Source organism: Kitasatospora sp. NPDC058406, from assembly GCF_042722765.1.
Lineage (GTDB): Bacteria > Actinomycetota > Actinomycetes > Streptomycetales > Streptomycetaceae > Kitasatospora.
In genome coordinates this window covers 338-21,371 of the sequence record NZ_JBHXKE010000170.1, presented here as the reverse complement: position 1 = coordinate 21,371, position 21,034 = coordinate 338, and the positions used below count along the sequence as shown (strand labels likewise).

The following is a 21,034-nucleotide window of genomic DNA, read 5'->3' as shown; positions in this document are numbered from 1 at the left end:
GCCTTGGTGGGGTGCTTGTCGTCGGTGGGCGACAGGCGCAGGCCCGCCTCCTCGTCCCGGGTGACCTTGCCGAGGTCGACGGCGACCACCGTGCCGGCCTTGACGTGGACGGACTCGTTGCCGGCCGGGGTGAACCAGCCGTTCTTGCCGGAGAGCTGGATCTTCAGGTCCGCGTCGTCCTCCGGCGGGGCCCACACCACCAGCCGGGCGGCCGAGGTGTCGGCGGGAAGCCCGGGGAGCACCTGGGTGGGCGCCGGATCGGCGGAGGCCGGCACCCAGTCGGCTCCCTTGGCGCCGTCGGCGGCGTGCAGGGCGGCGCCGACCCGGCCGGTGCGGGCGACCACCTGTACGACCAGGTCGGCGACCTGACCCCTGCTGATCGTGGGCAGCAGCACCGACTGCGAGCTGCCGGGGGCGACGGTGATGCCGTTGGCGGCGTCGTTCTCGATCAGGCCCTTGTCGCCGTAGAGCTTGAGGTCGACCACGGCGGCGGTGGACTCGGCGTTGACCAGGCTGACGTAGTCGGTGCGGTCCCCGGCCGTGGAGGCGCCGGCGAACCAGAAGCCGGTGCCCGCCGGTGTGCAGGTGAGACCGGAGAGCCCGAGGCCGCGCTGCTCGGTGACGGTGGTGGTCTGGGTGACGGTGAAGCCGGGGGCGAGTGCCCCGGTGGCGACGGCTCCGGCGCCCGGGGCGGTGTCGCCGTTGGAGGCCGGGGCGGTCACCGGGGTGCCCGGCTTGGCCAGGGTGAGCCGGGCGTCGGCGGGCGCGGCGTTCTTGTCGACGGCGGGCGCGGCGGTCGCCGGCGCACCGGTCGGCGCACCGGTCGCGGCCGGGGCCGGGGTGGCCGGGGCCGCGGACGGCGGGGCGGCGGCGGGTGCGGCCGCCTCGGAGATCCAGCCGGCCCCGCCGGCGGCGGGCGCGCCGGCACCCGGCGGGGTGTAGGCGGTGAACGCGGTGGAGCCGGTGAGGCCCTGGATCGGCTGCGGGCAGACCACCGAGGTCCGCTCGACCTGCGCCGAGGCGGCGGTGGCGGTGGTCGCGGCCGGGGTCGCCGGCGGGCGGAGCGAGGCGATCCCGAACACCGCCGCCAGCACCACGGCGGCGGCCAGCAGCGACTGGGTGGTCCTCGCCGCGCCGGAGCCCTTCGGGGCGGCGCCGGACTGCCCGGCGGCCCCCTCGGTCTGCGGGTCGGACTTCTTCTTGAACGCGGGCTTCTTCATCGCGGGTCAGCTCCCCGATCCGTGGTGGTGCGGGTACCGGCCCGGCCCGTGCGGATCGTTCGGGTCATTCGGACTGTTCGGGTCGTAGTAGGGCTCGGGCTGCGGCTGCCCCGGCACCCACGGCTGCTGCCCGGTCTGCTGGTACTGGTCGTAGCCGTACGCCGGGTCCTGCGGCTCCTGCTGCTGGTACGGGTCGTAGCCCGGGGTCTGCGGGTAGGCCTGCGGCTGGTAGCCGTCCTGCCCGTAGCCCGCCCCGCCGCCGTACGGCGCGGCCACCGGCTGCTGCGCGGTGTAGGGGTCGTAGCTGTACGGGTCGGCCTGCTGGTAGGCCTGGTACGGGTCCGCGTACGGCTCGGACTCCTGGGCGGCGGCGGCCGCCCGGACCGCGCCGCCCGACGGGTCGCCGGCGGCCTGGGCCGGGACCGCGCCCGGCCGGCCCTCGTACACGCCGCCGTCCGGGTCGCCGTGCTCCGGGCCGTCGCCGGCCTCGCCGCCCTCGGCGCGCTCGGCCATCCGGCGGGCCCGGCGGCTGCCGGGGGCGGGGGCCTGCGCCTGGGCCGCGGCGGCCAGTGCGGCGGCGGCCACCACGTCCTCCGGGAGGTCGTCGTCCTTGTGGCTGCGCCGGCCGGGCAGGGCCAGCACCAGGACGGTCAGGCCGAGCAGCAGCTGGGCCCAGATCCAGCCGGTGTGCAGCAGGCTGCCCTCCCGGGTGACGGCGAGCTTGCCGCCGGCCGCCGGGAGCTTGAAGCCCTGCGCCCAGCCGTCGACGGTGGTCGCCTCCAGCGCGGTGCCGTCCAGGGTGGCCTGCCACTCGGGGCCGACGGCCTCGGCGAGCCGGAGGACCCGGCCCTCGGCACCGGCCGGGACGGTGGTGGCGATGTCGCGTTCGCCGGACGGGACCACCACCGGGACGGCGCCCGGGGCGGTGATCAGGGCGCGGGTCGCCGGGGTGCCGTCGACCTGCCAGAGCGCGGCGCCGCCGTCCTGGTTGGCCTTGACCAGGCCGGGGGTGGTGTCGAGGACGTCCTTGAAGGCGCCGATCAGCGGCTGGTCGACCAGGACGTAGGCGATGCCGTACCCGGCGAGCGCGACCGCCTGGTCGGCGCCGGAGCCGGCCAGCAGGCTGCCGACCGTCCGGTCCAGGCCCGCGGTGGTGCCGGTGGCCGGGTCGACGGTGGACTCGGCCTGGCCGAGCGTCAGCCCGGCGCCGCGGACCACGGTGTAGCTGACCGAGCCGCCCTTCCGGTCGCCGGTGACGACCAGGGTGCGGGAGCGGTCGGAGGTGCCGGCCTGCTCCGCGATGAAGGCGGGTACCTGGGCGGAGCGGGCCCGGTGCAGCGGTCCGTCGGCGCCGGTGACCGCCCACCAGAGGCCGGTGCCCAGCGGGGCGAGCACCGCGGCGGCCACCACCAGGGCGGCGACGGGCTGGCGCCAGCCGAAGGCGATGCCGGCCACGCGGGTGTTGGCGCCGTCGGCGCCGATCGCGGCGGCGGCGAGCAGGGCGATGCCGGCCAGCAGGGTGGCCGGGCCGGACCACGCGGGGATGTCCGGGCCGCCGGAGGCCGGGGTCACCGAGGTGCCGGCGACCGCGACTGCGAAGAGCAGTCCGGCCCCGGCCGCGCCCCAGGCGGCGAGCACCGCGCGGCGGCGGTCGGCCCGGAGCAGGGCGGCCAGCGCGGCGAGCACCACACCGGCGGAGAGCCAGACCGGCGGCACCCCGGCGCCACCCGGGTTGACCATGAGCAGGCCGGCCGCGGAGGGGACGGCGCCGTGCGGGCCGGGCAGGCCGGCCTCCAGCAGCAGCCGCTGGGGGTGCGACAGCACCTGGAACGACCAGGGGGCGAGCACCGCCACCGGAAGCGCGAGGATCACCAGGACGCGCAGGCCGAGCAGGCGCAGCGCGGCGACGCCGGAGCCGAAGGCACCGCCCCGGACCACCGCGGCGACCAGCATGGCCAGGCAGAGCGGGACGGCCAGGGCCCAGGCCAGCGGGACGAACGCGGTGGCCAGGGTGAGCAGCAGGACGGTCATCCAGACGGGGCGCCAGCCCGGCCGGGCGCCCTTGGCGGCGCTCTCGGCGCGGATGCCGAGGCCGGCGCCGATCGCGGCGGCGCGGGCCAGCGGCGGCAGCAGGACGGCGAGGACGGCGGTGCCGATCCGGCCCTGGGCGAGTGCACCGGTGGCGGCGGGCAGCAGCGCGTAGGTGGCGCTGGCCCAGGCGCGGACCAGCTTGGAGTCGATCAGCGGCCGGGAGACCAGGTAGGCGCTGACCGCCGAGAGCGGAACGGCGAGGACGACCAGCAGGGTGACCGCGAGGTCGGCGTGGTCGAACAGGATCCAGGAGAGCACCGACAGCACCGCGAGGTAGGGCGGCGCCGCGGAGGTGGAGCCGGTGCCGACCGGGTGCCAGGCGTCGGCGTACATCGACCAGAGGCCGGCGGCGCCGTCGGACGCGGGCAGCAGGGCGCCGCCGAAGAGGGCGCCGCCGCCGAACAGGCCGCGGCAGGCGACCAGGGCGAACACCAGCAGGGCGGCGAACAGGACCGGCGCGGGGCGCCGGGCCAGCTTCTTGATCAGCGTGAACTGCTCGACGACCAGGTCCTCGGCGTCCTCGTCGCCGGGGCCGGCCTCGACCGAGCCGTGCCGGCCGGCTCCGGCGTCGTCCGCTCCCCCTATGCCGAGCGAGCCGACCACACTTTCGACGGCGAGGCGGGCGGTGGCTCCGGGTGCGGGGAAGAGCGTCCGGTCGTCCAGGGCGTCGGCGGCGCGGGCCCGGGCCCGGCGTTTGCGGGCGGCCAGCAGACGGGGGAAGCGGACCAGCTCGTGGCCGAGGCCGGCCAGCTCGTCGAAGGCCTGCTTCGGGTCCTTGCCGAGCAGGTTGGCGACCACCCGCAGCACGGTGCCGAGCACCAGCCGGAGCAGGACGTAGGGGAAGAGCACGCCCTTGGAGTTGGCGAGCAGGGTGTAGACGGCACCGGCCTTGTCCATCCGGTGCGGGTGGGCGGGGCCGCAGTCGATGGCGCGGCGCTCGCGGCTGGCGGCCTCGGCGTGCCGCAGCACGGCGTCGGGGGCGACGACGACCCGGTGGCCGGCCGCGTTGACGCGCCAGCAGAAGTCGGCGTCGTCGCGCATCAGCGGCAGGGCCTTGTCGAAGCCGCCGAGCTCCTCGAAGACGTCGCGGCGCACCAGCATGCCCGCGGAGGAGACGGCGAGCACCGGGCGGACCTGGTCGTGCTGGCCCTGGTCCTGCTCGCGGCGGTCGAGACCGGTCCAGCGGCGGCCGGAGCGCGCGATGCTGATGCCGACCTCCAGCAGCTGGCGCCGGTCGTACCAGCTGCGCAGCTTGGGGCCGACCACGGCGGCGCTGGGGGTGGAGTCGGCGACCTGGAGGAGGCGGCGCAGCGCGTCGGTCTGCGGCTCGCAGTCGTCGTGCAGCAGCCAGAGCCACTCGATCGGCTGGGTCTCCCGGGGGCCGCCGCGGCCGAGGTCGTCGTCCTGGCCGAGCGGGTCGCCGAAGTCGTCCCAGCCGCCGGTGACCGGGTCGTAGCCGGAGGGGTCGAGGCGGTAGGGCAGGTCCTCGGGCCGCAGCGGCGGGCTGTTGAAGACGGCCTCGGCGACGGCGGTGCCGAAGCCCGCCCGGCGGCCGAGGACGGTCGGGCCGCTCTCCGGGAGCCAGTCGGCGAGGGTGTCGGCGAGCAGTCGCGGAGAGTCGTCGGTGGAGCCGGTGTCGACGGCGAGGATCCGCTGGACCTGGCGGTCCTGGCCGAGCAGGCCCGCGAGGGCCTGGGGCAGCCAGCGGGCGCCGTCGTGCGAGACGATCACGGCGGTGACCAGGTGACGCGGATAGGCGGGCGGCCTGCTGGCGGAGAGTCCGCTCTGGTGGCTGTAGACGGTCATCGCGTGCGCGGGCCCCAGTTCTCGGTGGACACAGCCGGTGAACGGCAACCGGATGGCGCACCACACTAACGGCTCCGGGTGGCCGCTCCGTCCACGGAGTCCGTGCGAGCGGTGCAGGGGCCGTGGAGAAAGGGCCGGGAACGCGAAGGCGCCTCACCACCGGGGTGAGGCGCCTTCAGGGCGGTGCGGGTGTCCGGCCGCGGTCGCCGCCGGGGTTCGCGGAGGGTCGGGAGGGTCCGGAGCGGTGGCCGGGCCCGGAGGCCGGACCGGTCAGACGGCGCTCTTCTTGAGCCGACGGCGCTCGCGCTCGGAGAGGCCGCCCCAGATGCCGAACCGCTCGTCGTTGGCCAGGGCGTACTCCAGGCACTCGGAACGGACCTCGCAGGCGAGGCAGACCTTCTTGGCCTCGCGGGTCGAGCCGCCCTTCTCCGGGAAGAAGGACTCGGGGTCGGTCTGGGCGCACAGCGCGCGCTCCTGCCAGCCGAGTTCCTCCTCCTCTTCGATGCCGTCACCGATCAACAGCTCAAAGAGCTCGCTCATGTGGCGCGCCTCCTCTGCCCCTATTGGCGTCCCCGTGGTTGCCGTTGCCTCGTGCGGCCGACGACACGAGTGAAATTACAGTTGCGTCACTCTGGCCCAGTCAAGCCGAGCTCTGGTATTGGGGCCAGGATTCACTCCCCGGCACCAAGCCGTTACGAATAGTGTACATAACCGGACACATGGGACCTGTCGCCCGATTGCCTCGAACGTTCATGAACCGTTCGCCATCAGGGGCCGAATGACGCGCACTCACCTGCACAGGCCGGTCATCGGGCTGCCTTCCCGGCGATCTTCTCATCGAAACATAGAGGGTGATTTATCACCCCATCGGTTAGTTCATGGCCGATATCACCTGAATGTCCGCTCTCCGGAGTTGACACCGCACCCGCGGATGCGGTCTCCTTTCCCCTATGTCAGAGTTCGCCAGCCCCCGGAGCGGTTCCACGCTCCGCCGTGCCGTGAACTCCTGTTGTCGCCTCTGTTCCTGCCGCTGTATCTAGGCGCCCGCCGTCCCACCGCGCGCCGCCCAGGAAGCACAGAGGCCGCCCGCGATTCCCGCCCCAGGACATCCCGGATCCGGCTGATCCCCTGACGAACCAGCCATCCGAGGACGACTCCCGTGCGAATGATCCGCATCCGCAAGCGGAACCGCGACCGCAACAAGCTCATCCACCGCGGTCCCGGTGCCGCACACCCGGCTACCCCGGTCCGCCCGACCCATGCCTGGACGGACGGACTCAGCGACGTTTCCATCGCCGGCGACCCGCTGGCCTTCCCCCACCTCGCCCGCACCGACCTGCCAAGCCACCCCACCACCGTCGCCGGCTACGCCCAGCTGGTGCGCGAGATCGCCGCCGACCGCTCCCGCTGGGAGCCGCTCGTCCGCTACGACGCGCTCACCCGCTGGTACGCCCGGCTGGAGACCGGCCCCGGCTACGAGGTCTGGCTGCTCAGCTGGCTGCCCGGCCAGAGCAGCGGCTTCCACGACCACGGCGAGTCCAACGGCGTCATGACCGTCGTCCGGGGCGAGCTGGTCGAGCGCTCGCTCACGCACGCGGGCGAGGGCGCCCGGACGCTGCGCCCCGGCGGGCAGCGCGTCTTCTCCTCCGGCTACCTGCACGAGGTGGTCAACGGCTCGCTGGAGCCGGCCGTCTCCATCCACCTGTACACCCCCGGTCTGACCGCGATGAACCAGTACGGCGGCGCCGCGGTCCCCGAGCAGCACGCCGAGCAGCACGCCGACCGGGAACCGCAGCAGCACCCGCAGGAGCAGGCCGGAGCCCACTGACCCGGGACCCGGCCACGGACGGTCGAGGGTCGGGCTGACGACCCGTCGGCGCGTGGCAGGATGGGCGCATGCGCATCGTGGCACTGGCAGGCGGGATCGGCGGAGCGCGTTTCCTGCGCGGACTCCGGGAGGCCATCGGTCCCGAGGACGAGATCACCGTCATCGGCAACACCGGTGACGACATCCACCTCTACGGACTGAAGGTCTGCCCCGACCTCGACACCGTGATGTACACCCTCGGCGGAGGAATCCACGAGGAACAGGGCTGGGGCCGCACCGACGAGACCTGGTCGATCAAGGCCGAGATGAAGGAGTACGGCGTCGGCCCCGAGTGGTTCGGGCTCGGCGACCGCGACTTCGCCACCCACCTCGTCCGCAGCCAGATGCTCACCGCCGGCTACACCCTCAGCCAGGTCACCGAGGCGCTCTGCGTCCGCTGGCGGCCCGGCGTGCGGCTGCTGCCCATGAGCGACGACCGGATCGAGACCCATGTCAGGATCACTGACGAGCAGGGCACCCGGGCGATCCACTTCCAGGAGTACTGGGTCAGGCTGCACGCCGCCGTCGACGCCGAGGCCATCGTCCCGGTCGGCGCCGACACCGCCAAGCCCGCACCCGGCGTGCTGGAGGCCATCGCCGCCGCCGACGTCATCCTCTTCCCGCCGTCCAACCCGGTCGTCTCGATCGGCACCATCCTCGCCGTGCCCGGCATCCGCGCCGCGGTGGCCGCCGCGACCGCCCCCGTGGTCGGGCTCTCCCCGATCATCGGCGGCGCGCCCGTCCGGGGCATGGCCGACAAGGTGCTCGCCGCCGTCGGCGTCGAGGCCACCGCCGAGGCCGTCGCGCTGAACTACGGGAGCAGGGCGGCGCTGCGGGACGGCACGGACGAGGGCGGCCCCGGACACCGGGAGGGCCTGCTCGACGGCTGGCTGGTCGACACCGCCGACGAGGCCTCCGTGGCCGCCGTCGAGGCGGGCGGCATCGCCTGCCGGGCCGTCCCGCTGCTGATGACCGACGTCCCCACCACCGCCGAGATGGCCAGGGCCGCCCTCGCGCTCGCCGAGCAGGTGCGCGCGTGACCCTGACCGTCCTCCCCGTCACCGGACTGCCCGAGATCGACGAGGGCTCCGACCTCGCCGGACTGATCGCCAAGGCCGCGGCGTACGAGGACGGCGACATCCTGCTCGTCACCTCCAAGGTGATCAGCAAGGCCGAGGGCCGGGTGCTCCGGGCCGCCGACCGGGAGTCCGCGATCGACGCCGAGACCGTCCGGGTGATCGCCCGGCGCGGCAGCATCCGGATCGTCGAGAACCGCAACGGCCTGGTCATGGCCGCAGCCGGCGTCGACGCCTCCAACACCGCCCCCGGCACCGTCCTGCTGCTCCCCGAGGACCCGGACGGCTCGGCCCGCGCCCTGCGCGCCCGCCTCCAGCAGCTGACCGGCCGCCGGCTCGCCGTCGTCGTCACCGACACCTTCGGCCGCCCCTGGCGCAACGGGCTCACCGACGTCGCCATCGGCGCCGCCGGGCTGCCCGTCCTGGAGGACCACCGGGGCCGCACCGACTCGCACGGCAACGAACTGGCCCTCACCGTCACCGCCACGGCCGACGAGCTCGCCGCCGCCGCCGACCTGGTGAAGGGCAAGGCCACCGGCACCCCGGTCGCCGTGGTCCGCGGCCTCGGCCACCTCGTCACCGCCGAGGACGGCGAGGGCGTCCGGCCGATCATCCGCCCCGCCACCGAGGACATGTTCCGGCTCGGCACCTCCGAAGCGGTCCGACAGGCCGTCACCCAGCGGCGCACCGTCCGCGCCTTCACCTCCGAACCGGTCGACCCCGGCGCCGTCCGGCGCGCCGTCGCCGCCGCGGTCACCGCACCCGCACCGCACCACACCACGCCCTGGCGGTTCGTCCTGCTGGAGACCCCCTCGGTGCGGACCGAGCTGCTGGACGCGATGCTCGCCGCCTGGCGACGCGACCTCGCCGGACTCGACGGCTGGGACGAGGAGAAGATCGCCCGCCGTACCGCCCGCGGCGACGTCCTGCGGGCCGCGCCCTACCTGGTCGTGCCCTGCCTGGTGATGGACGGCTCGCACGACTACCCCGACGCGCGCCGGACCGCGGCCGAACGGGAGATGTTCACCGTCGCGATCGGCGCCGCCGTGCAGAACCTGCTGGTCGCCCTGGCCGGCGAGGGCTACGGCTCGGCCTGGGTCTCCTCCACCATGTTCTGCCGCGACACCGTGCGGGAGGTGCTGGACCTCCCCGGTCACTGGGACCCGATGGGCGCCGTGGCCGTCGGCCGCCCCGCGGAGCCGCCGCGCAGCCGCCCGGAGCGCACCGCCGACGCGTTCGTCGAGGTGCGGTAGCCGCACCTCGACACGGGAGCGGCCGACGCCGGGATCAGCTGCCGAGGTCGTCCGGCAGCAGCCGGAAGGCGTCGTGGTTGCTCAACGGCCGGATCGCACGGAAGTGGCGCCGGTCGACCGTCAACACCGCGTCGGTGCGGAACTCGGCTGCCAACGCGACGTTGACCGCGTCGGTCAGGCCGACGTTCAGCGCCGGGTACCTGCGCATCACGACCCTGGCCGCCGCGAGGTGCGAGGCGACCTCCGGCACCTCGAAACGGCCGACGGCACACTTGTCGATCACGTCGTCGAGGATGCGCATCGCCCCGGCCGGGCCGAGCGCCCTGGTGGCCAGGTGGTCCAGCTCCGCGAGGACCAGCGGCGAGATGACCAGATGGCCCACGGTCCGCAGGGCCTTTCGGCAGGCGACGTGATCGGGTTCGTCCCCCGCGTAGGCGGCGAGCAGGGCGCCGGTGTCCCCGACCACCGCGACCGCCGTCATTCGCCGAAGCCTTCCATGAGCCGGTCGAGGTCGGCCAGGATGCGGCCGCCGCCACCGCCGACGACCGGCATGTCGTCGACCTCGTCCCCCATCGGATCGGTCCGGAACGGGTACACGGGTTCGGCCAGGCTCGGCGGCACGATCGTCGCCACATGGCGGCCGTCCTTGGTGACGGTCACCGTCTCACCGCGTTCGACGGCTCCTATCACCCGGGCCGTCTGCTGGTTCAGCTCCCGCATGGTTGCTTCCATGCACCCACGGTACTACGGCGTAGTACACCGCGGAGTGAGTTCGGGTCAGCGGTGGCGGTGGTCGTTGGGGGCGAGGCGGGGGCCGAAGCGGGGTGCGTGGGCGCCGGTGGAGGCGAGCAGGCGGCAGAGCCGGTGGCGGTGCGGACGGTACGGCTCCAGCAGGGCCAGCATCTGGGCGTCGTCGCTGCGCACCCGGCCGGCCAGCGCCCAGCCGACCGTGTTCGGGAGGTGGAAGTCGCCGACCGAGACCGCGTCCGGATCCCCGTTGCTGCGCTGCAGCGTCTCGGCCGCCGTCCAGACACCGATCCCGGGGACGGCGGTGAGGCGGGCGAAGGCGGCGGTGTGGTCCATCGCGGACGCCTCCTCCAGCCGGGGTGCCAGCCGGACGGCCCGCTGGACCGTCGCCGAGCGCTTCGGGTCCACACCCGCACGGTGCCACTCCCAGCTCGGCACCATGGCCCACTCCCGCGCCGACGGCGCCACCCACATGTCCTCGGCCGGGCCCGGCGCCGGGGTGCCGAAGTCCCGCAGCAGGGTGCGCCAGGCCCGGTAGGCCTCCCTGGTGGTGACCTTCTGCTCCAGGATCGCCGGCACCAGCGACTCCATGACCAGGCCGGTCCTGGCCAGCCGCACCCCCGCCGCCGCGCGCTGGGCGTCGCGCAGCGGACCGGGCGGCAGCACCAGGCCCGCCGGGTCGTCCTCGGCGCCGAGCAGGACGGGCAGCCGGTCCAGCAGCCACTCGGCGCCCGGACCCCAGGCGTTCGCCTCGACCGCGCCCTCGGCCGGGCGGGCCAGCACCCGCAGGGTGCCGACACCCGCCGGGGTGCGGGACGCCCGCCAGACCGCGCCGTCCCCCGTGGTCCGGTACGACGGGTCGGCGGGGCCGCGGCGCAGCGGGAGCAGGGTCCGGGCCGCGTCCAGCGGGAAACCGGGCCGCCAGCGGCGGGCGGTGCCCTCCACCGTCGCGACTGCGCCGTTCATCGCCGTGCACCTCCATCGCTCGCCCCCGACCATGGGGGTATGAACGATACGCGGCTGCCGGAGCTCTCCCCGGGGGACCGGAGCGCGGTGCGGGCCCTCTACCGCCGGGCCCTGGAGGGGTGGAACCTGCGGGACGGTTCGGCGTTCGCCGGACCGTTCGCGGCGGACGGCGAGGTGATCGGGTTCGACGGGACCCGGCACAGCGGGCGATCGGCGATGGCCGCCGAACCGGGCCGGATCTTCACGGACCACGCCACCCCTGAGTACGTCGCCAAGGTGCGGCGGGTCCGGGCACTGGGGCCGGGGGTCGCGCAGCTGGACGCGGTGGCGGGGCTGGTGCCGGACGACGCGGAGGACCCGGACCCGGCGCTGAACGCGGTGCAGACGGTGATCGCGGTGAACGCGGGGGCGGGGTGGCGGATCACGCTGCTGCAGAACACCCCCGCCCGGTACGACCTGCGGCCGGACCTCGCGCAGGCGTTGACGGCGGAGCTGCGGGGGCTGACCGGGCGGGGGCCGGGGCCGGAGTGACGCCGGGGCGGCACCTGATCGCCGTCTCCTTCGCCCCGCCGCCCGCACCCCGGCGGTGGGGCGCGCGGGGGTGCGGGCGGCGGAAGGGTCCGGCGGGCACCGGGGGGTCAGCGGCCCTGGAGCGCGGCGGCCCGGGTCCGCAGGTCGGGCAGCAGCGGGTAGAGGGCGGCCCCGGGGCACTCGGTGTTGAAGCCGTCGCGGTGGCCGGAGACGGCGTCGAAGCCGACCCTCGTCCCCAGGGGGTAGCGGCTGGCGTTCGACCCGGACACCAGCTGGGTACGGCCGGCGGCGTCCTGGTCGGTGAGACCGAGCTTCCAGGCGGAGATCCCGGCCAGGCCGTCCAGCAGGGGCTGCGGCGGGACGTCGGTGACGTAGGTGCCGATCGCCGCGACGCCGGCCGAGTCGGTGTTGAAGCCCAGGGTGTGCGCGCCGTGCACCGGCAGGTCGGTGCCGCCGGCGCGGCCCTCGTAGACGGTGCCGCAGCGGTCGACCAGGAAGTTGTAGCCGATGTCCCGCCAGCCGTTGCCCTGCACGTGGTACTGGTAGATCGCCCGGATCACCCGGGGCGCGTCCGCGCACTCGTACGCGGTGGCCGTGGCGGTGTGGTGGACGAAGACGACCCGGACCGCACCGGTGTACGCGAACTCCGCCTCGCGGATGGACTCGTCGGCGCCCCAGCCGGCCCGGGTGACGATCCCGGGCCGCGGCGCCTGGTGACCCACCCGTCGACCGCCGCCCGGGGGTTCGGCGGGCAGCGTCCGGACGGCCGCGGAGTCGGCGCCGTGCCCCGGGTCGACCAGGTCGACCCGCAGCCCGGCCGGCAGACCGCCGGGACCGGGCAGCACCTCGACGGCCACCCCGTCGCTCGGCCCGGTCCAGAGCGGTGCCGTCGCACCGCGCGGCAGACGGTCCGGGCCGTGGGCCGCGCCGTCCGGACCGTCCTCGCCGTCCGTCTCCAGCTCGTGCCAGCCGCTCCACACCCGGGTGGCCGCGTCCCGGGTGCGGACCCGGACGGTACCGCCGGCCAGCGAGCTCGCGGGGCCGTCCCAGCCGACGCCGAGCAGTTCGAACCGCGGGGTGGTGCGCGGCGTGAGGAGATGACCGGCGGTCAGCGGCAGGGTGGTGACCGAGCCGCCGCCCGCCGAGGTCCGGATCCGGGCGGACGGGCCGGCCGACGCGGCGGATGCCGCCGGTTGGAGCAGCAGGGCGGCGGTGCAGCCGGCGAGCAGGGCGGCGGGGACGGCGCCGCGGTGGGAACTGACGGGCCGGCGGGCGGCACGGGCGGGCGGCGGTCGGTACGCGGACGGGGAACGGCGGGCGGCGGGGGGGTGGTGGGCCGACGGGCGCCGGAGGACCGGCAGGGAACGGAGGCCGGGCAGCGAACGGAGGGCGGCGGGCAGGACGATCGGGGAAAAGATGCGCATAAACGGGATGTTCACCTCAAACCGCCCCGAGCGCCACGCCGCTCCGCACCTGCTCCACCACCCTCCCGGTCGTCCACCCGAAGGCCGTAGGCTGGGGCGCACCATGACTGCGCCTTTCGCTGCCGATGCCCAAACCCCCGTCGAGCTGCTGCACGCATTCCTGCGAGGTGGCACTCCCTCGGTCGACCCTGCGGCCCCGCTGGTCACCTTCTACGACGACGCCACCGGCGAACGGGTGGAGCTGTCCGCCCGGACCTTCGACAACTGGGTGGCCAAGACCGCCAACCTGCTCCAGGACGAGCTGAACGCCGGCCCGGGCGACCGCGCCGCCCTCCTGCTACCGGCCCACTGGCAGAGCGCCGTATGGCTGCTGGCCTGCTGGTCCGTCGGAGTGGTGGCGCTGCCCGCCGGAGACCCGTCGACCACCGACCTGGTGGTCAGCGGACCTGACGGCCTGGAGGCCGCCCACGCGTGCGAGGGCGAACGGGTGGCACTCGCCCTGCGCCCGCTCGGCGGCCGGTTCCCGCAACGCCCGGACGGCTTCCTCGACTACGCCGCCGAGGTGCCGGGCCAGGGCGACCGGTTCGCCCCCTACTCCCCCGTCGCCCCGGACGCACCGGCGCTGGAGACCTTCGTCGACGGTCTGCCGCTGAAGCTGTCCGGGGACCAGACCGTCCGGCTCGCCCGCGAGGGCGCGGCCCGGCTCGGCCTGCAGCCGGGCGACCGGGTGCTCTCCACCCTCTCGTACGACGGCTGGACGGGCCTGGAGGCCGGCCTGCTGGCTCCGCTGGCGGCCGGCGCGTCGGTGGTGCTCTGCCGCAACTCGGACGGCCTGAGCGCCGAGCAGTGGGAGAAGCGGGTGGAATCCGAACGGGTGACACTGCGCCTCGGGTAACCCCCGGTCCGGGCCCGGCGGGTAGGGATCCCTGCCATGGCCGAGGACGACACCGAGCACCCCCCGACCGAGAACCCCGACGATCCGGGCCCGGGCACTCCGGGCCCGGACGCTCCTGACACTCCGACCGCGCCCCGGCGACGGCGCCGACGGTGGTTGATGATCACCGCCGGCGCCCTCGCCTTCGTCCTGGTCGCCTGCGGCGCCCTGCTCTGGATCGCCTACCGCAAGCTCGACGGCAACATTCGGACCGACTCCACCACCGACCAGCTGCTGGCCCGGCTGGAGGCCGAGCGCCCCAGCCGGACCGCCGGGGCCCGGGGCGCCGAGAACATCCTGCTGATCGGCAGCGACGACCGGACCGGTGCCAACGCCACCTACGGCACGGCCGGCGGCCAGCGCTCGGACACCACGATCCTGCTGCACCTGGCGGCGGACCGGCACCACGCGACCGCCGTCTCCATCCCGCGGGACGTCATGGTGACCGTCCCGGCCTGCCAGAAGCCGGACGGCACCCGCAGCCGCCAGAGCCTGATGCAGTTCAACGCGGCCTTCGAGACCGGCGGCCCGGCCTGCTCGATCCGGACCGTCGAACAGCTCAGCGGCATCCGCATCGACCACTACGTGATCCTCGACTTCGCCGGGTTCAAGCGCATGGTGGACGCCGTCGACGGGGTCGAGGTGTGCGTCCCGCAGGCGATCCACGACAAGGACGCCAAACTGGACCTGCTCGCCGGGCGCCAGACCCTGCGCGGCGAGCAGGCCCTCGGCTACGTCCGGGCCAGGGAGACCCTCGGCGACGGCAGCGACACCCAGCGGATGGGGCGTCAACAGCAGTTCCTGGCGGCGCTGATCCGCAAGGCCCAGTCGCAGGACGTGCTGCTCAACCCCACCAAGCTGTGGCCGGTCCTGGACGCGGCCACCTCCTCCGTCCAGGCCGACAGCGGCCTCTCCTCGCTCGGCGCGCTGTACGACCTCACCCAGGACCTGCGCGGCATCCCGTCGTCGGACGTGGTGTTCCTGACCGCCCCGCGCCGGCCGTACCGGTTCGACTCGGACCGGGACGAGTTCGTGCAGCCGCAGACCACGCAGCTGTTCACGGCCCTGCGGGACGACCGGCCGGTGACCGTCCGGCCACCGGGGTCGACCCCTTCGGCGGGGGCCTCACCGGGGGCAGGGACCGGCCCCTCGGCGGCGGCCCTCGCGTCGGTGACGGCCCTTCCGTCGGCGACGGCCCTTCCCGCGGCGACGGCCCTTCCGTCCCCGGGGGCCGGCGCGTCGGCGGGCGCCCCGGCCGCTGCGGCGGCGGACTCCGCGGCGGAGGCGGCGGCCGGTGCGGCCGACACGGCAGTCGGTGCGGCGGCCGGGGCGGAGGCGGACGCTGCGGCGGCCGGGCCGGGCGGCGGCGCCGAGCGGGCATCCGGGGCGTCGCCGACCGCGACGGCTCCCCCGTCCTTCGAAGGGCGGACCGCCGACGTGGACGCCTGCACCGTGCATTGACCTCGGGTCAGGTCACACTTTCGTGTACGGATCATGATCTTCGCAGGTTCTCCCCGACAATTCCCAGGACTCGATTCACCTGCGGAATTGCGGTGCGCGAACATGGCGGAGATCACACCAGGAACAATTCCCCCACCCGGCTCGTCTAGGGTGTCCGAGTCGGTCGCGCAATTCGCGAACCGCCGGTGGACCGGTCGGAGGGAGGGGAAAGCCCGTGCAGCAGGACAGCCACGACGTCGACCCCGCCGACCAGTGGGTGCTCGACCCGGACACCGGCCAGTACCGGCTCGACCCGGCCGCCGGCATCCCCGCCCAGCGCCGTCGTGCCCGGCCCGGACCGACCGCGGCGGACGGGGCGGGCGGGGCGGGCGGGACGCCCGCGACCGTCCCGCACCAGGCCCGCACCGGCGGGCGCGCCGCCCACCGCCGGGCCGGCGCCAGGAAGCGCAACCGTCGCCGGCGGCTGCTGAAGTGGACCGGCGGGATCGGCGCGCTGGTCCTGGTGGCGGGCTGTGGCGGCGCCTACTACGCGTACCAGCACTTCAACAACAACATCACCGCCGTCAAGGTGCAGCTGGGCGACGAGGCGGAACGGCCCAAGGCCACCAGTGACGCGCTCAACGTCCTGGTCATCGGCACCGACAGCCGGGAGGGCCTGGGCCGCGAGTACGGCGACGAGGGCAGCGCCGGGCACGCCGACACCACGATGCTGTTCCACGTGGCCAAGGACCGCAGCAATGCGACCGCGATCAGCATTCCGCGCGATCTGATGGTGGAAGTCCCGGAGTGCCGGACCGCGGACGGAAAGACGATCCCCGGCTCTGCGCGCACGATGTTCAACAACAGCCTCGGCCAGGAAGGCCGCGACCCGGGCTGCACCTGGAAGACCGTCGAGAAACTGACCGGGATCCGCGTCGACCACTTCGTGATGGTCAACTTCGACGCCGTGAAGACGCTCTCCACCGCCGTCGGCGGCGTCGAGGTGTGCGCGGCCAAGGACATCAACGACCCGGACTCGCACCTGAAGATGAGCAAGGGCCGGCACGTCGTCCAGGGCGACGAGGCACTCGCCTTCGTCCGCACCCGGCACGCCGTCGGACTGGGCGGCGACCTCACCCGGATCCCGCTCCAGCAGCAGTTCATCAGCTCGATGATCCGCGCGGTGAAGAGCAGCGACACCCTGACCAACCCGGCCAAGCTGTGGAAGCTCGCGGACGCCGCCACCAAGGCGCTCACCGCCGACTCGGGGATCGGCAGCGTCGACAAGCTGAAGGACCTCGCACTGGACGTCAGCAAGGTCGACACCGAGCACATCACCTTCGCCACGGTGCCGGTGGTGGACGACCCGGCGGACGAGAACCGGCTGGTGGCCAAGCAGCCGGACGCCGGGCAGCTTTTCTCGATGATCGGGAACGACCGGTCGCTGACCGGGACGGCCGCGCCCGCGACTCCGGAGACCGCACCCGCGTCCGGGGCACCGTCCGCCGCCCCGTCGTCCGCTGCCGCGGCGGCTCCCTCGACGGCCGCGGCGGCAGCGGACGCGAAAAGCGTCCGGGTGACGGTGCGCAACGGCACCGGGACGCCGGGACAGGCACAGCAGGCCGTGGACCGGCTCCGGACGCAGGGCTTCGCCAAGGCCGCGACAGGTGCCAACGCCACCACCGTGCCGACCACCACGGTCTCCCACCCGGTCGGGAAGGCCGACGAGGCGGCCGCGCTGGCCACCGCGCTGGGCCTGCCGGCCGACGCGGTCAAGGCGGACCCGAAGGCGGGGGCGAAGGACGGGCTGGTGGTGGTGCTCGGCAAGGACCTGCCGACGGCCCAGGCCCAGGTCGGGACGCCGAGCGCGGTGCCGACCGAGGCGCCCAAGGACCTCCAGCGGGTCCAGGCGGACGACACCGACGTCTGCGCGAAGTAGCGCTCCTGCGGCCGTGTGGACCAGGACCTGCGCCAGGGTCCGCGTCCTGGCCCTCGCCAGGGTCCGCGCCCGGGTCCGCGTCCGGGTCCGCGCCTGGGTCCGTCGGGTTGCTCGGCGCTCCCGGAGTGCGGAGCGCCGGGGATGCTGCGGGTGTTACGGCTGATGTGGCGGCGGCGCTTCCGGGGCCGGGGCCGGGGCCGGGTCCGGGGCCGACTCCGGGTCCGGCTCTGGCTCTGGATCTGGCTCTGGCTCGCCGGGCGTGAGCACGCCGTCCGTCTCCCGGTACTCCTCACCGGTGCGCGGGCAGCGCCACCGGCCCTCGCCGGCCGGCTCCAGCGGCTCGCCGGCCCGGCCGACCCACTTGATCCGACGGGCCGGGACACCGGCCACCAGCGCGAAGTCCGGGACGTCCCGGTGCACCACCGCACCGGCGGCGACCAGCGCCCAGCGGCCGACCGTCACCCCGGCGACCAGGACGGCACGACCACCGATCGAGCAGCCCCGGCGGAGCGTCACCCCACGGGCGTCCCAGTCGTCGCCGCGCTTGAGCCGGCCGTCGACGTCCACCGAGCGCGGGTAGAGGTCGTTGGTGAGCACCGCGGCCGGGCCGACGAAGACGCCGTCCTCGACCACCGCCGGCTCGTACACCAGCGCGTGGTTCTGCAGTTTGACCCGGTCGCCGATCCGTACGCCGGGGCCGACGTAGGCACCCCGGCCGATGATGCACTCGGCGCCGATCACCGCGTCCTCACGCACCTGGGCCAGGTGCCAGACGGTGGTGCCGGGGCCGAGCACGGCCCGGTCGTCGACGTCGGCGCTGGCCTCGACCCGGGCAACGGCGGCGGACCCGCCCTCGACTGTCCCCATGGCGCCCGACGATAGCGCCGGGCGGGGGGACGGGAGGGCGGGTCCGCGGGATTGGCCGGATCACCGCACGGGGCGGTGGGGCGGTGGGGCGGTGGGGCGGTAGGGGCCGGCGGCGCGGTCAGCGGCGCTCGGCGACGACGTTGCCGGGAGACGGGGCGCTGCTGCCGATCACCTTGCGGGCCAGCGAGCGCGGCGAGGTGAGGAAGCCGAAGCCCCAACTGAGGTGCATGGTGGCGAAGGCCACCGGAAGCATCGCCTTGGCCTTGGCGGAGAGGCCGCGCCCCTCGACCAGCGCGCCGCCGGTGATGCCCAGCAGGTAGGCGCCGGGCGCCGCCAGGAAGGCCGGGTGGACGGCCGCGCCGAGGACCAGCCCGAGCACCACGCCGAGGAAGGCGGCCGGCGGGGCGAGGTAGCGGAGGTTGACCGAGCCCTTGTGGTACCGGGTGACCACCCGGCGCCAGCGGCCGTAGTCCTTGTACTGCTTGGCCAGCGCCCGGACGTCGGGACGCGGCCGGTAGGTGACGCGCAGCTGCGGGGTGAACCAGACCAGGCCGCCGTCCTGCCGGATGCGGTAATTCAGCTCCCAGTCCTGGGCGCGCACGAACTCCTCGTTGTAGCCGCCGAGCCGCTCCAGCACCTCGCGCCGGAACACCCCGAGGTAGACGGTGTCCGCCGGACCGGCCAGGCCGCCGGTGTGGAAGGCGGCGTTGCCGACGCCGATCTTGGAGGTCATCGCGGCGGCGACCGCGTTCTCCCACTCGGTCTCGCCCTCGGCGTGCATGACGCCGCCGACGTTGGCGGCCTCCATCTCGCCGAGCAGCCGGACCGCCGTGGTGATGTAGCCCGGGGTCAGCAGGCCGTGGCCGTCGACGCGGACCACTATCGGGTGGCTGGAGCCGCGAATGGCGGCGTTCAGCCCGGCGGGCGTACGACCGGTGGGGTTCTCCACGGTGCGTACCCGCGGGTCCTCGGCGGTCAGTTCGGCGGCGATCTCCGCGGTGCGGTCGGAGGACGGACCGAGGGCGATCACCACCTCCATCGGGCCGGCGTAGTCCTGTTCCAGGATGTGCCGGACGGCCGTGCGCAGGTGTCGTTCCTCGTTGAGCACCGGCATGATCACGGAGACCGCCGGCAGCTCCTCAGCAGCCTTGGTGTTCATCGGGGCCAACCGTACCGGTGCGGGCGGGCCGCCGTCCTGTCCCGGTCCGGGCTGCTCCGCAGGCCCCGGGGTCCGGGGCGGCCGGAGGAACGTTTCACCGATCGAGGCCCACCGTACTCCCAGGCCACGGCGCGCCCTCACCCGGCCCGGGGGAGGGCGCCCCTACCATCCGAGAGATGCCCGTCTCCCCCCTCTACGCCCGGTCCGGGGCCCAGCCCCGACGGCACCGTCCATGGCCCCGCCGGCTGGCCACGGGCATCGCCCTCAGCGTCCTCGCCACCTCCGGCGGCGGCTGGGCGCTCCTGCACGGCCTCGGCTCGATCGACCGGGTGGACGCCTTCAGCAACGACCAGGCCCGGCCGGCCGACGACGGCTCCACCACCTTCCTGGTGGTCGGCACCGACGAGCGTGACGGCATCCCGGAGCGGACGCTCAAGGACGTGCTGCACGCCGGCGGCGAGTCCTGCCACTGCACGGACACGATGATGATCGTCCAGCTCTCCGGGGACGGTTCGCGGGCCACTGTGATCAGCATCCCCCGCGACTCCTACGTCGACATCCCCGCCCACCGGGACCGGGTCACCCGCAAGGAGGTCCCGGTCGGCAAGGGAAGGATCAACGCCGCGTACGGGCTGGGCGGACCGCAGCTGACCGTCGCCACCGTCGAACAGAACACCAGGCTGCGGATCGACCACTACCTACAGGTGAACTTCGCCGGGTTCGTCTCCGCCGTGGACGCCGTCGGCGGGGTGCGGGTCTGCACCGCCAAGCCGCTCAAGGACGAGTACTCCGGCCTCGACCTGCCCGCCGGCACCAGCACCCTGGACGGCGCGGGGGCACTCAAGTACGTCCGGGCCCGGCACCTGGACGGCAGCTCCGACCTGGGCCGGATGCACCGGCAGCAGAAGCTCGTCGCCCAGCTGCTGCACCAGCTGACCAGCGGCGGCACCCTGCTCAGCCCGGTCCGGCTGGCCCGGGTGACCGACAGCGTCCTCGGCTCGGTCAAGGCCGACAAGGGCCTCACGGCGGACGACCTGATCACCCTGGCGACCCGGATGAAGGACCTCACCGCCGGGCGGGCCGACTTCGCGACCGTGCCGCTGTCCGCGGTGGACCACCAGGTCCCCGGGTGGGGCTCGACGGTGCTCTGGGACCGGGCCGGGGCGCGGGCGCTGTTCGACGCGGTACGGGCCGGACGGCCGCCGACGGAGGCGACGGCCTCCGCCGCGCCGTCCGGCGCTTCCGGACCGGCCGCGGCGACGCCGCCGGCGACGCCCACGGCGGTGCCGGCCGTCGCCCCCGAGCAGGTGCACGTCCAGGTGTTCAACGCGGCGGGGGTCGCCGGGCTGGGGGCCCGGGCCGACGCCGATCTGCGGCGGGCCGGTTTCGCCACCACCGGTGCGCCGTCCAACGCCCCGGTCGGGACGGCGGGCGGACGGAGCGTGATCCGGTACGACCCGCGCTGGGCCGAGTCGGCCCGGACGCTGTCCGGCGCGCTGCCGGAGGCCGAGCTGACGCCCGTCCCGGGGCTGGGGCCGACGCTGCAGGTGTACGTGGGCGGGGACTACCCGGCGGCCGCAAGCCCGCCGCCCGCAAGCCCCTCGCTCGGGAGCCCGCCGCTCGGGAGCCCGCCGCCCGCAAGCCCGTCGCTCGGCGCGAAGACGGTGAGTCCCTCGGTAGTGAGTCCCTCGGCGGCGGTGGCGGCACCGCCGCC

At 74.9% G+C, this 21,034-nt stretch carries 17 protein-coding genes; 8 read left to right on the top strand and 9 right to left on the bottom strand.

Annotation, left to right across the window (positions count from 1 at the left end; all coding sequences use genetic code 11):
- The 3 genes from ACFWOG_RS28105 to ACFWOG_RS28095 form a co-directional block, all read right to left on the bottom strand.
- Positions 1-1,220, bottom strand: a 1,220-nt coding sequence (locus tag ACFWOG_RS28105; RefSeq protein ID WP_380361481.1) for a DUF5719 family protein, incomplete at its 3' end; no start/stop codon positions are given.
- A gap of 6 nt (positions 1,221-1,226) precedes the next feature.
- On the bottom strand, positions 1,227-5,117 hold the full coding sequence (locus ACFWOG_RS28100) for a glycosyltransferase (protein ID WP_380361479.1): 3,891 nt from the start codon (positions 5,115-5,117) through the stop codon (positions 1,227-1,229).
- Positions 5,118-5,387: 270 nt separating this feature from the next.
- Positions 5,388-5,657, bottom strand: a complete 270-nt coding sequence (locus ACFWOG_RS28095; protein WP_030310813.1) for a WhiB family transcriptional regulator — start codon at positions 5,655-5,657, stop codon at positions 5,388-5,390.
- Between the two features lie 619 nt (positions 5,658-6,276).
- Between ACFWOG_RS28095 and ACFWOG_RS28090 the strand changes: the two genes are divergently transcribed.
- From ACFWOG_RS28090 to ACFWOG_RS28080, 3 genes are all read left to right on the top strand, one after another.
- Positions 6,277-6,945 carry a cysteine dioxygenase family protein gene (locus ACFWOG_RS28090; RefSeq protein ID WP_329882772.1) on the top strand — a complete coding sequence of 223 codons (669 nt, stop codon included), beginning with the start codon at positions 6,277-6,279 and terminating at the stop codon, positions 6,943-6,945.
- 68 nt (positions 6,946-7,013) lie between these two features.
- Positions 7,014-8,024 carry a 2-phospho-L-lactate transferase gene (gene cofD / locus ACFWOG_RS28085; RefSeq protein WP_329950816.1) on the top strand — a complete coding sequence of 337 codons (1,011 nt, stop codon included), beginning with the start codon at positions 7,014-7,016 and terminating at the stop codon, positions 8,022-8,024.
- On the top strand, positions 8,021-9,313 hold the full coding sequence (locus ACFWOG_RS28080) for a coenzyme F420-0:L-glutamate ligase (RefSeq protein WP_380361476.1): 1,293 nt from the start codon (positions 8,021-8,023) through the stop codon (positions 9,311-9,313). The genes cofD and ACFWOG_RS28080 overlap by 4 nt, the downstream gene beginning before the upstream one ends.
- Before the next feature lie 34 nt (positions 9,314-9,347).
- Here ACFWOG_RS28080 and ACFWOG_RS28075 read toward each other — a convergent pair whose 3' ends face one another.
- Genes ACFWOG_RS28075 through ACFWOG_RS28065 form a run of 3 tightly spaced genes read right to left on the bottom strand, consistent with a single transcriptional unit; the run spans position 9,348 to position 11,026 of the window.
- Positions 9,348-9,794, bottom strand: coding sequence for a PIN domain-containing protein (locus ACFWOG_RS28075; RefSeq protein ID WP_380361474.1), 447 nt, complete (start codon positions 9,792-9,794; stop codon positions 9,348-9,350).
- Positions 9,791-10,045: a type II toxin-antitoxin system Phd/YefM family antitoxin gene (locus ACFWOG_RS28070; RefSeq protein WP_380361472.1), complete on the bottom strand. Its 255-nt coding sequence runs from the start codon at positions 10,043-10,045 to the stop codon at positions 9,791-9,793. Before ACFWOG_RS28070 ends, ACFWOG_RS28075 begins: the two co-directional genes overlap by 4 nt.
- Before the next feature lie 45 nt (positions 10,046-10,090).
- Positions 10,091-11,026, bottom strand: a complete 936-nt coding sequence (locus ACFWOG_RS28065; protein ID WP_329950814.1) for a DNA-3-methyladenine glycosylase 2 family protein — start codon at positions 11,024-11,026, stop codon at positions 10,091-10,093.
- A gap of 39 nt (positions 11,027-11,065) precedes the next feature.
- On the opposite strand from ACFWOG_RS28065, the gene ACFWOG_RS28060 reads away from it, so the two are divergent.
- Positions 11,066-11,557, top strand: a complete 492-nt coding sequence (locus ACFWOG_RS28060) for an SgcJ/EcaC family oxidoreductase (RefSeq protein WP_380361469.1) — start codon at positions 11,066-11,068, stop codon at positions 11,555-11,557.
- Positions 11,558-11,664: 107 nt separating this feature from the next.
- Here ACFWOG_RS28060 and ACFWOG_RS28055 read toward each other — a convergent pair whose 3' ends face one another.
- Complete coding sequence (locus ACFWOG_RS28055; protein WP_380361467.1) at positions 11,665-12,981, bottom strand: peptidoglycan recognition protein; 1,317 nt, start codon at positions 12,979-12,981, stop codon at positions 11,665-11,667.
- A gap of 103 nt (positions 12,982-13,084) precedes the next feature.
- On the opposite strand from ACFWOG_RS28055, the gene ACFWOG_RS28050 reads away from it, so the two are divergent.
- From ACFWOG_RS28050 to ACFWOG_RS28040, 3 genes are all read left to right on the top strand, one after another.
- Positions 13,085-13,876, top strand: a complete 792-nt coding sequence (locus ACFWOG_RS28050; RefSeq protein ID WP_329882765.1) for a TIGR03089 family protein — start codon at positions 13,085-13,087, stop codon at positions 13,874-13,876.
- Positions 13,877-14,035: 159 nt separating this feature from the next.
- Positions 14,036-15,376, top strand: coding sequence for an LCP family protein (locus ACFWOG_RS28045; RefSeq protein ID WP_380361465.1), 1,341 nt, complete (start codon positions 14,036-14,038; stop codon positions 15,374-15,376).
- A gap of 214 nt (positions 15,377-15,590) precedes the next feature.
- A complete protein-coding gene (locus ACFWOG_RS28040) occupies positions 15,591-17,294 on the top strand; it encodes an LCP family protein (protein WP_380361463.1) in 1,704 nt (567 codons plus the stop codon).
- Between the two features lie 153 nt (positions 17,295-17,447).
- Here the strand turns inward: ACFWOG_RS28040 and ACFWOG_RS28035 are convergent, their stop codons facing one another.
- A complete protein-coding gene (locus ACFWOG_RS28035) occupies positions 17,448-18,161 on the bottom strand; it encodes an acyltransferase (RefSeq protein WP_380361461.1) in 714 nt (237 codons plus the stop codon).
- Positions 18,162-18,279: 118 nt separating this feature from the next.
- Positions 18,280-19,320 carry a glycosyltransferase family 2 protein gene (locus ACFWOG_RS28030; protein WP_329950808.1) on the bottom strand — a complete coding sequence of 347 codons (1,041 nt, stop codon included), beginning with the start codon at positions 19,318-19,320 and terminating at the stop codon, positions 18,280-18,282.
- A 176-nt stretch (positions 19,321-19,496) separates the two neighbouring features.
- Between ACFWOG_RS28030 and ACFWOG_RS28025 the strand changes: the two genes are divergently transcribed.
- Positions 19,497-21,034 (top strand): LCP family protein (locus ACFWOG_RS28025; protein WP_380361458.1); only part of this gene is annotated, 1,538 nt, incomplete at its 3' end.

Coding starts and splice junctions, on each gene's coding strand:
- ACFWOG_RS28095 (WP_030310813.1), bottom strand. CDS start 5,657: ATGAGCGAGCTCTTTGAGCTGTTGATCGGTGACGGCATCGAAGAGGAG.
- ACFWOG_RS28100 (WP_380361479.1), bottom strand. CDS start 5,117: ATGACCGTCTACAGCCACCAGAGCGGACTCTCCGCCAGCAGGCCGCCC.
- ACFWOG_RS28065 (WP_329950814.1), bottom strand. CDS start 11,026: ATGAACGGCGCAGTCGCGACGGTGGAGGGCACCGCCCGCCGCTGGCGG.
- ACFWOG_RS28070 (WP_380361472.1), bottom strand. CDS start 10,045: ATGGAAGCAACCATGCGGGAGCTGAACCAGCAGACGGCCCGGGTGATA.
- ACFWOG_RS28060 (WP_380361469.1), top strand. CDS start 11,066: ATGAACGATACGCGGCTGCCGGAGCTCTCCCCGGGGGACCGGAGCGCG.
- ACFWOG_RS28030 (WP_329950808.1), bottom strand. CDS start 19,320: ATGAACACCAAGGCTGCTGAGGAGCTGCCGGCGGTCTCCGTGATCATG.
- ACFWOG_RS28050 (WP_329882765.1), top strand. CDS start 13,085: ATGACTGCGCCTTTCGCTGCCGATGCCCAAACCCCCGTCGAGCTGCTG.
- ACFWOG_RS28045 (WP_380361465.1), top strand. CDS start 14,036: ATGATCACCGCCGGCGCCCTCGCCTTCGTCCTGGTCGCCTGCGGCGCC.
- ACFWOG_RS28055 (WP_380361467.1), bottom strand. CDS start 12,981: ATGCGCATCTTTTCCCCGATCGTCCTGCCCGCCGCCCTCCGTTCGCTG.
- cofD (WP_329950816.1), top strand. CDS start 7,014: ATGCGCATCGTGGCACTGGCAGGCGGGATCGGCGGAGCGCGTTTCCTG.
- ACFWOG_RS28035 (WP_380361461.1), bottom strand. CDS start 18,161: ATGGGGACAGTCGAGGGCGGGTCCGCCGCCGTTGCCCGGGTCGAGGCC.
- ACFWOG_RS28075 (WP_380361474.1), bottom strand. CDS start 9,794: ATGACGGCGGTCGCGGTGGTCGGGGACACCGGCGCCCTGCTCGCCGCC.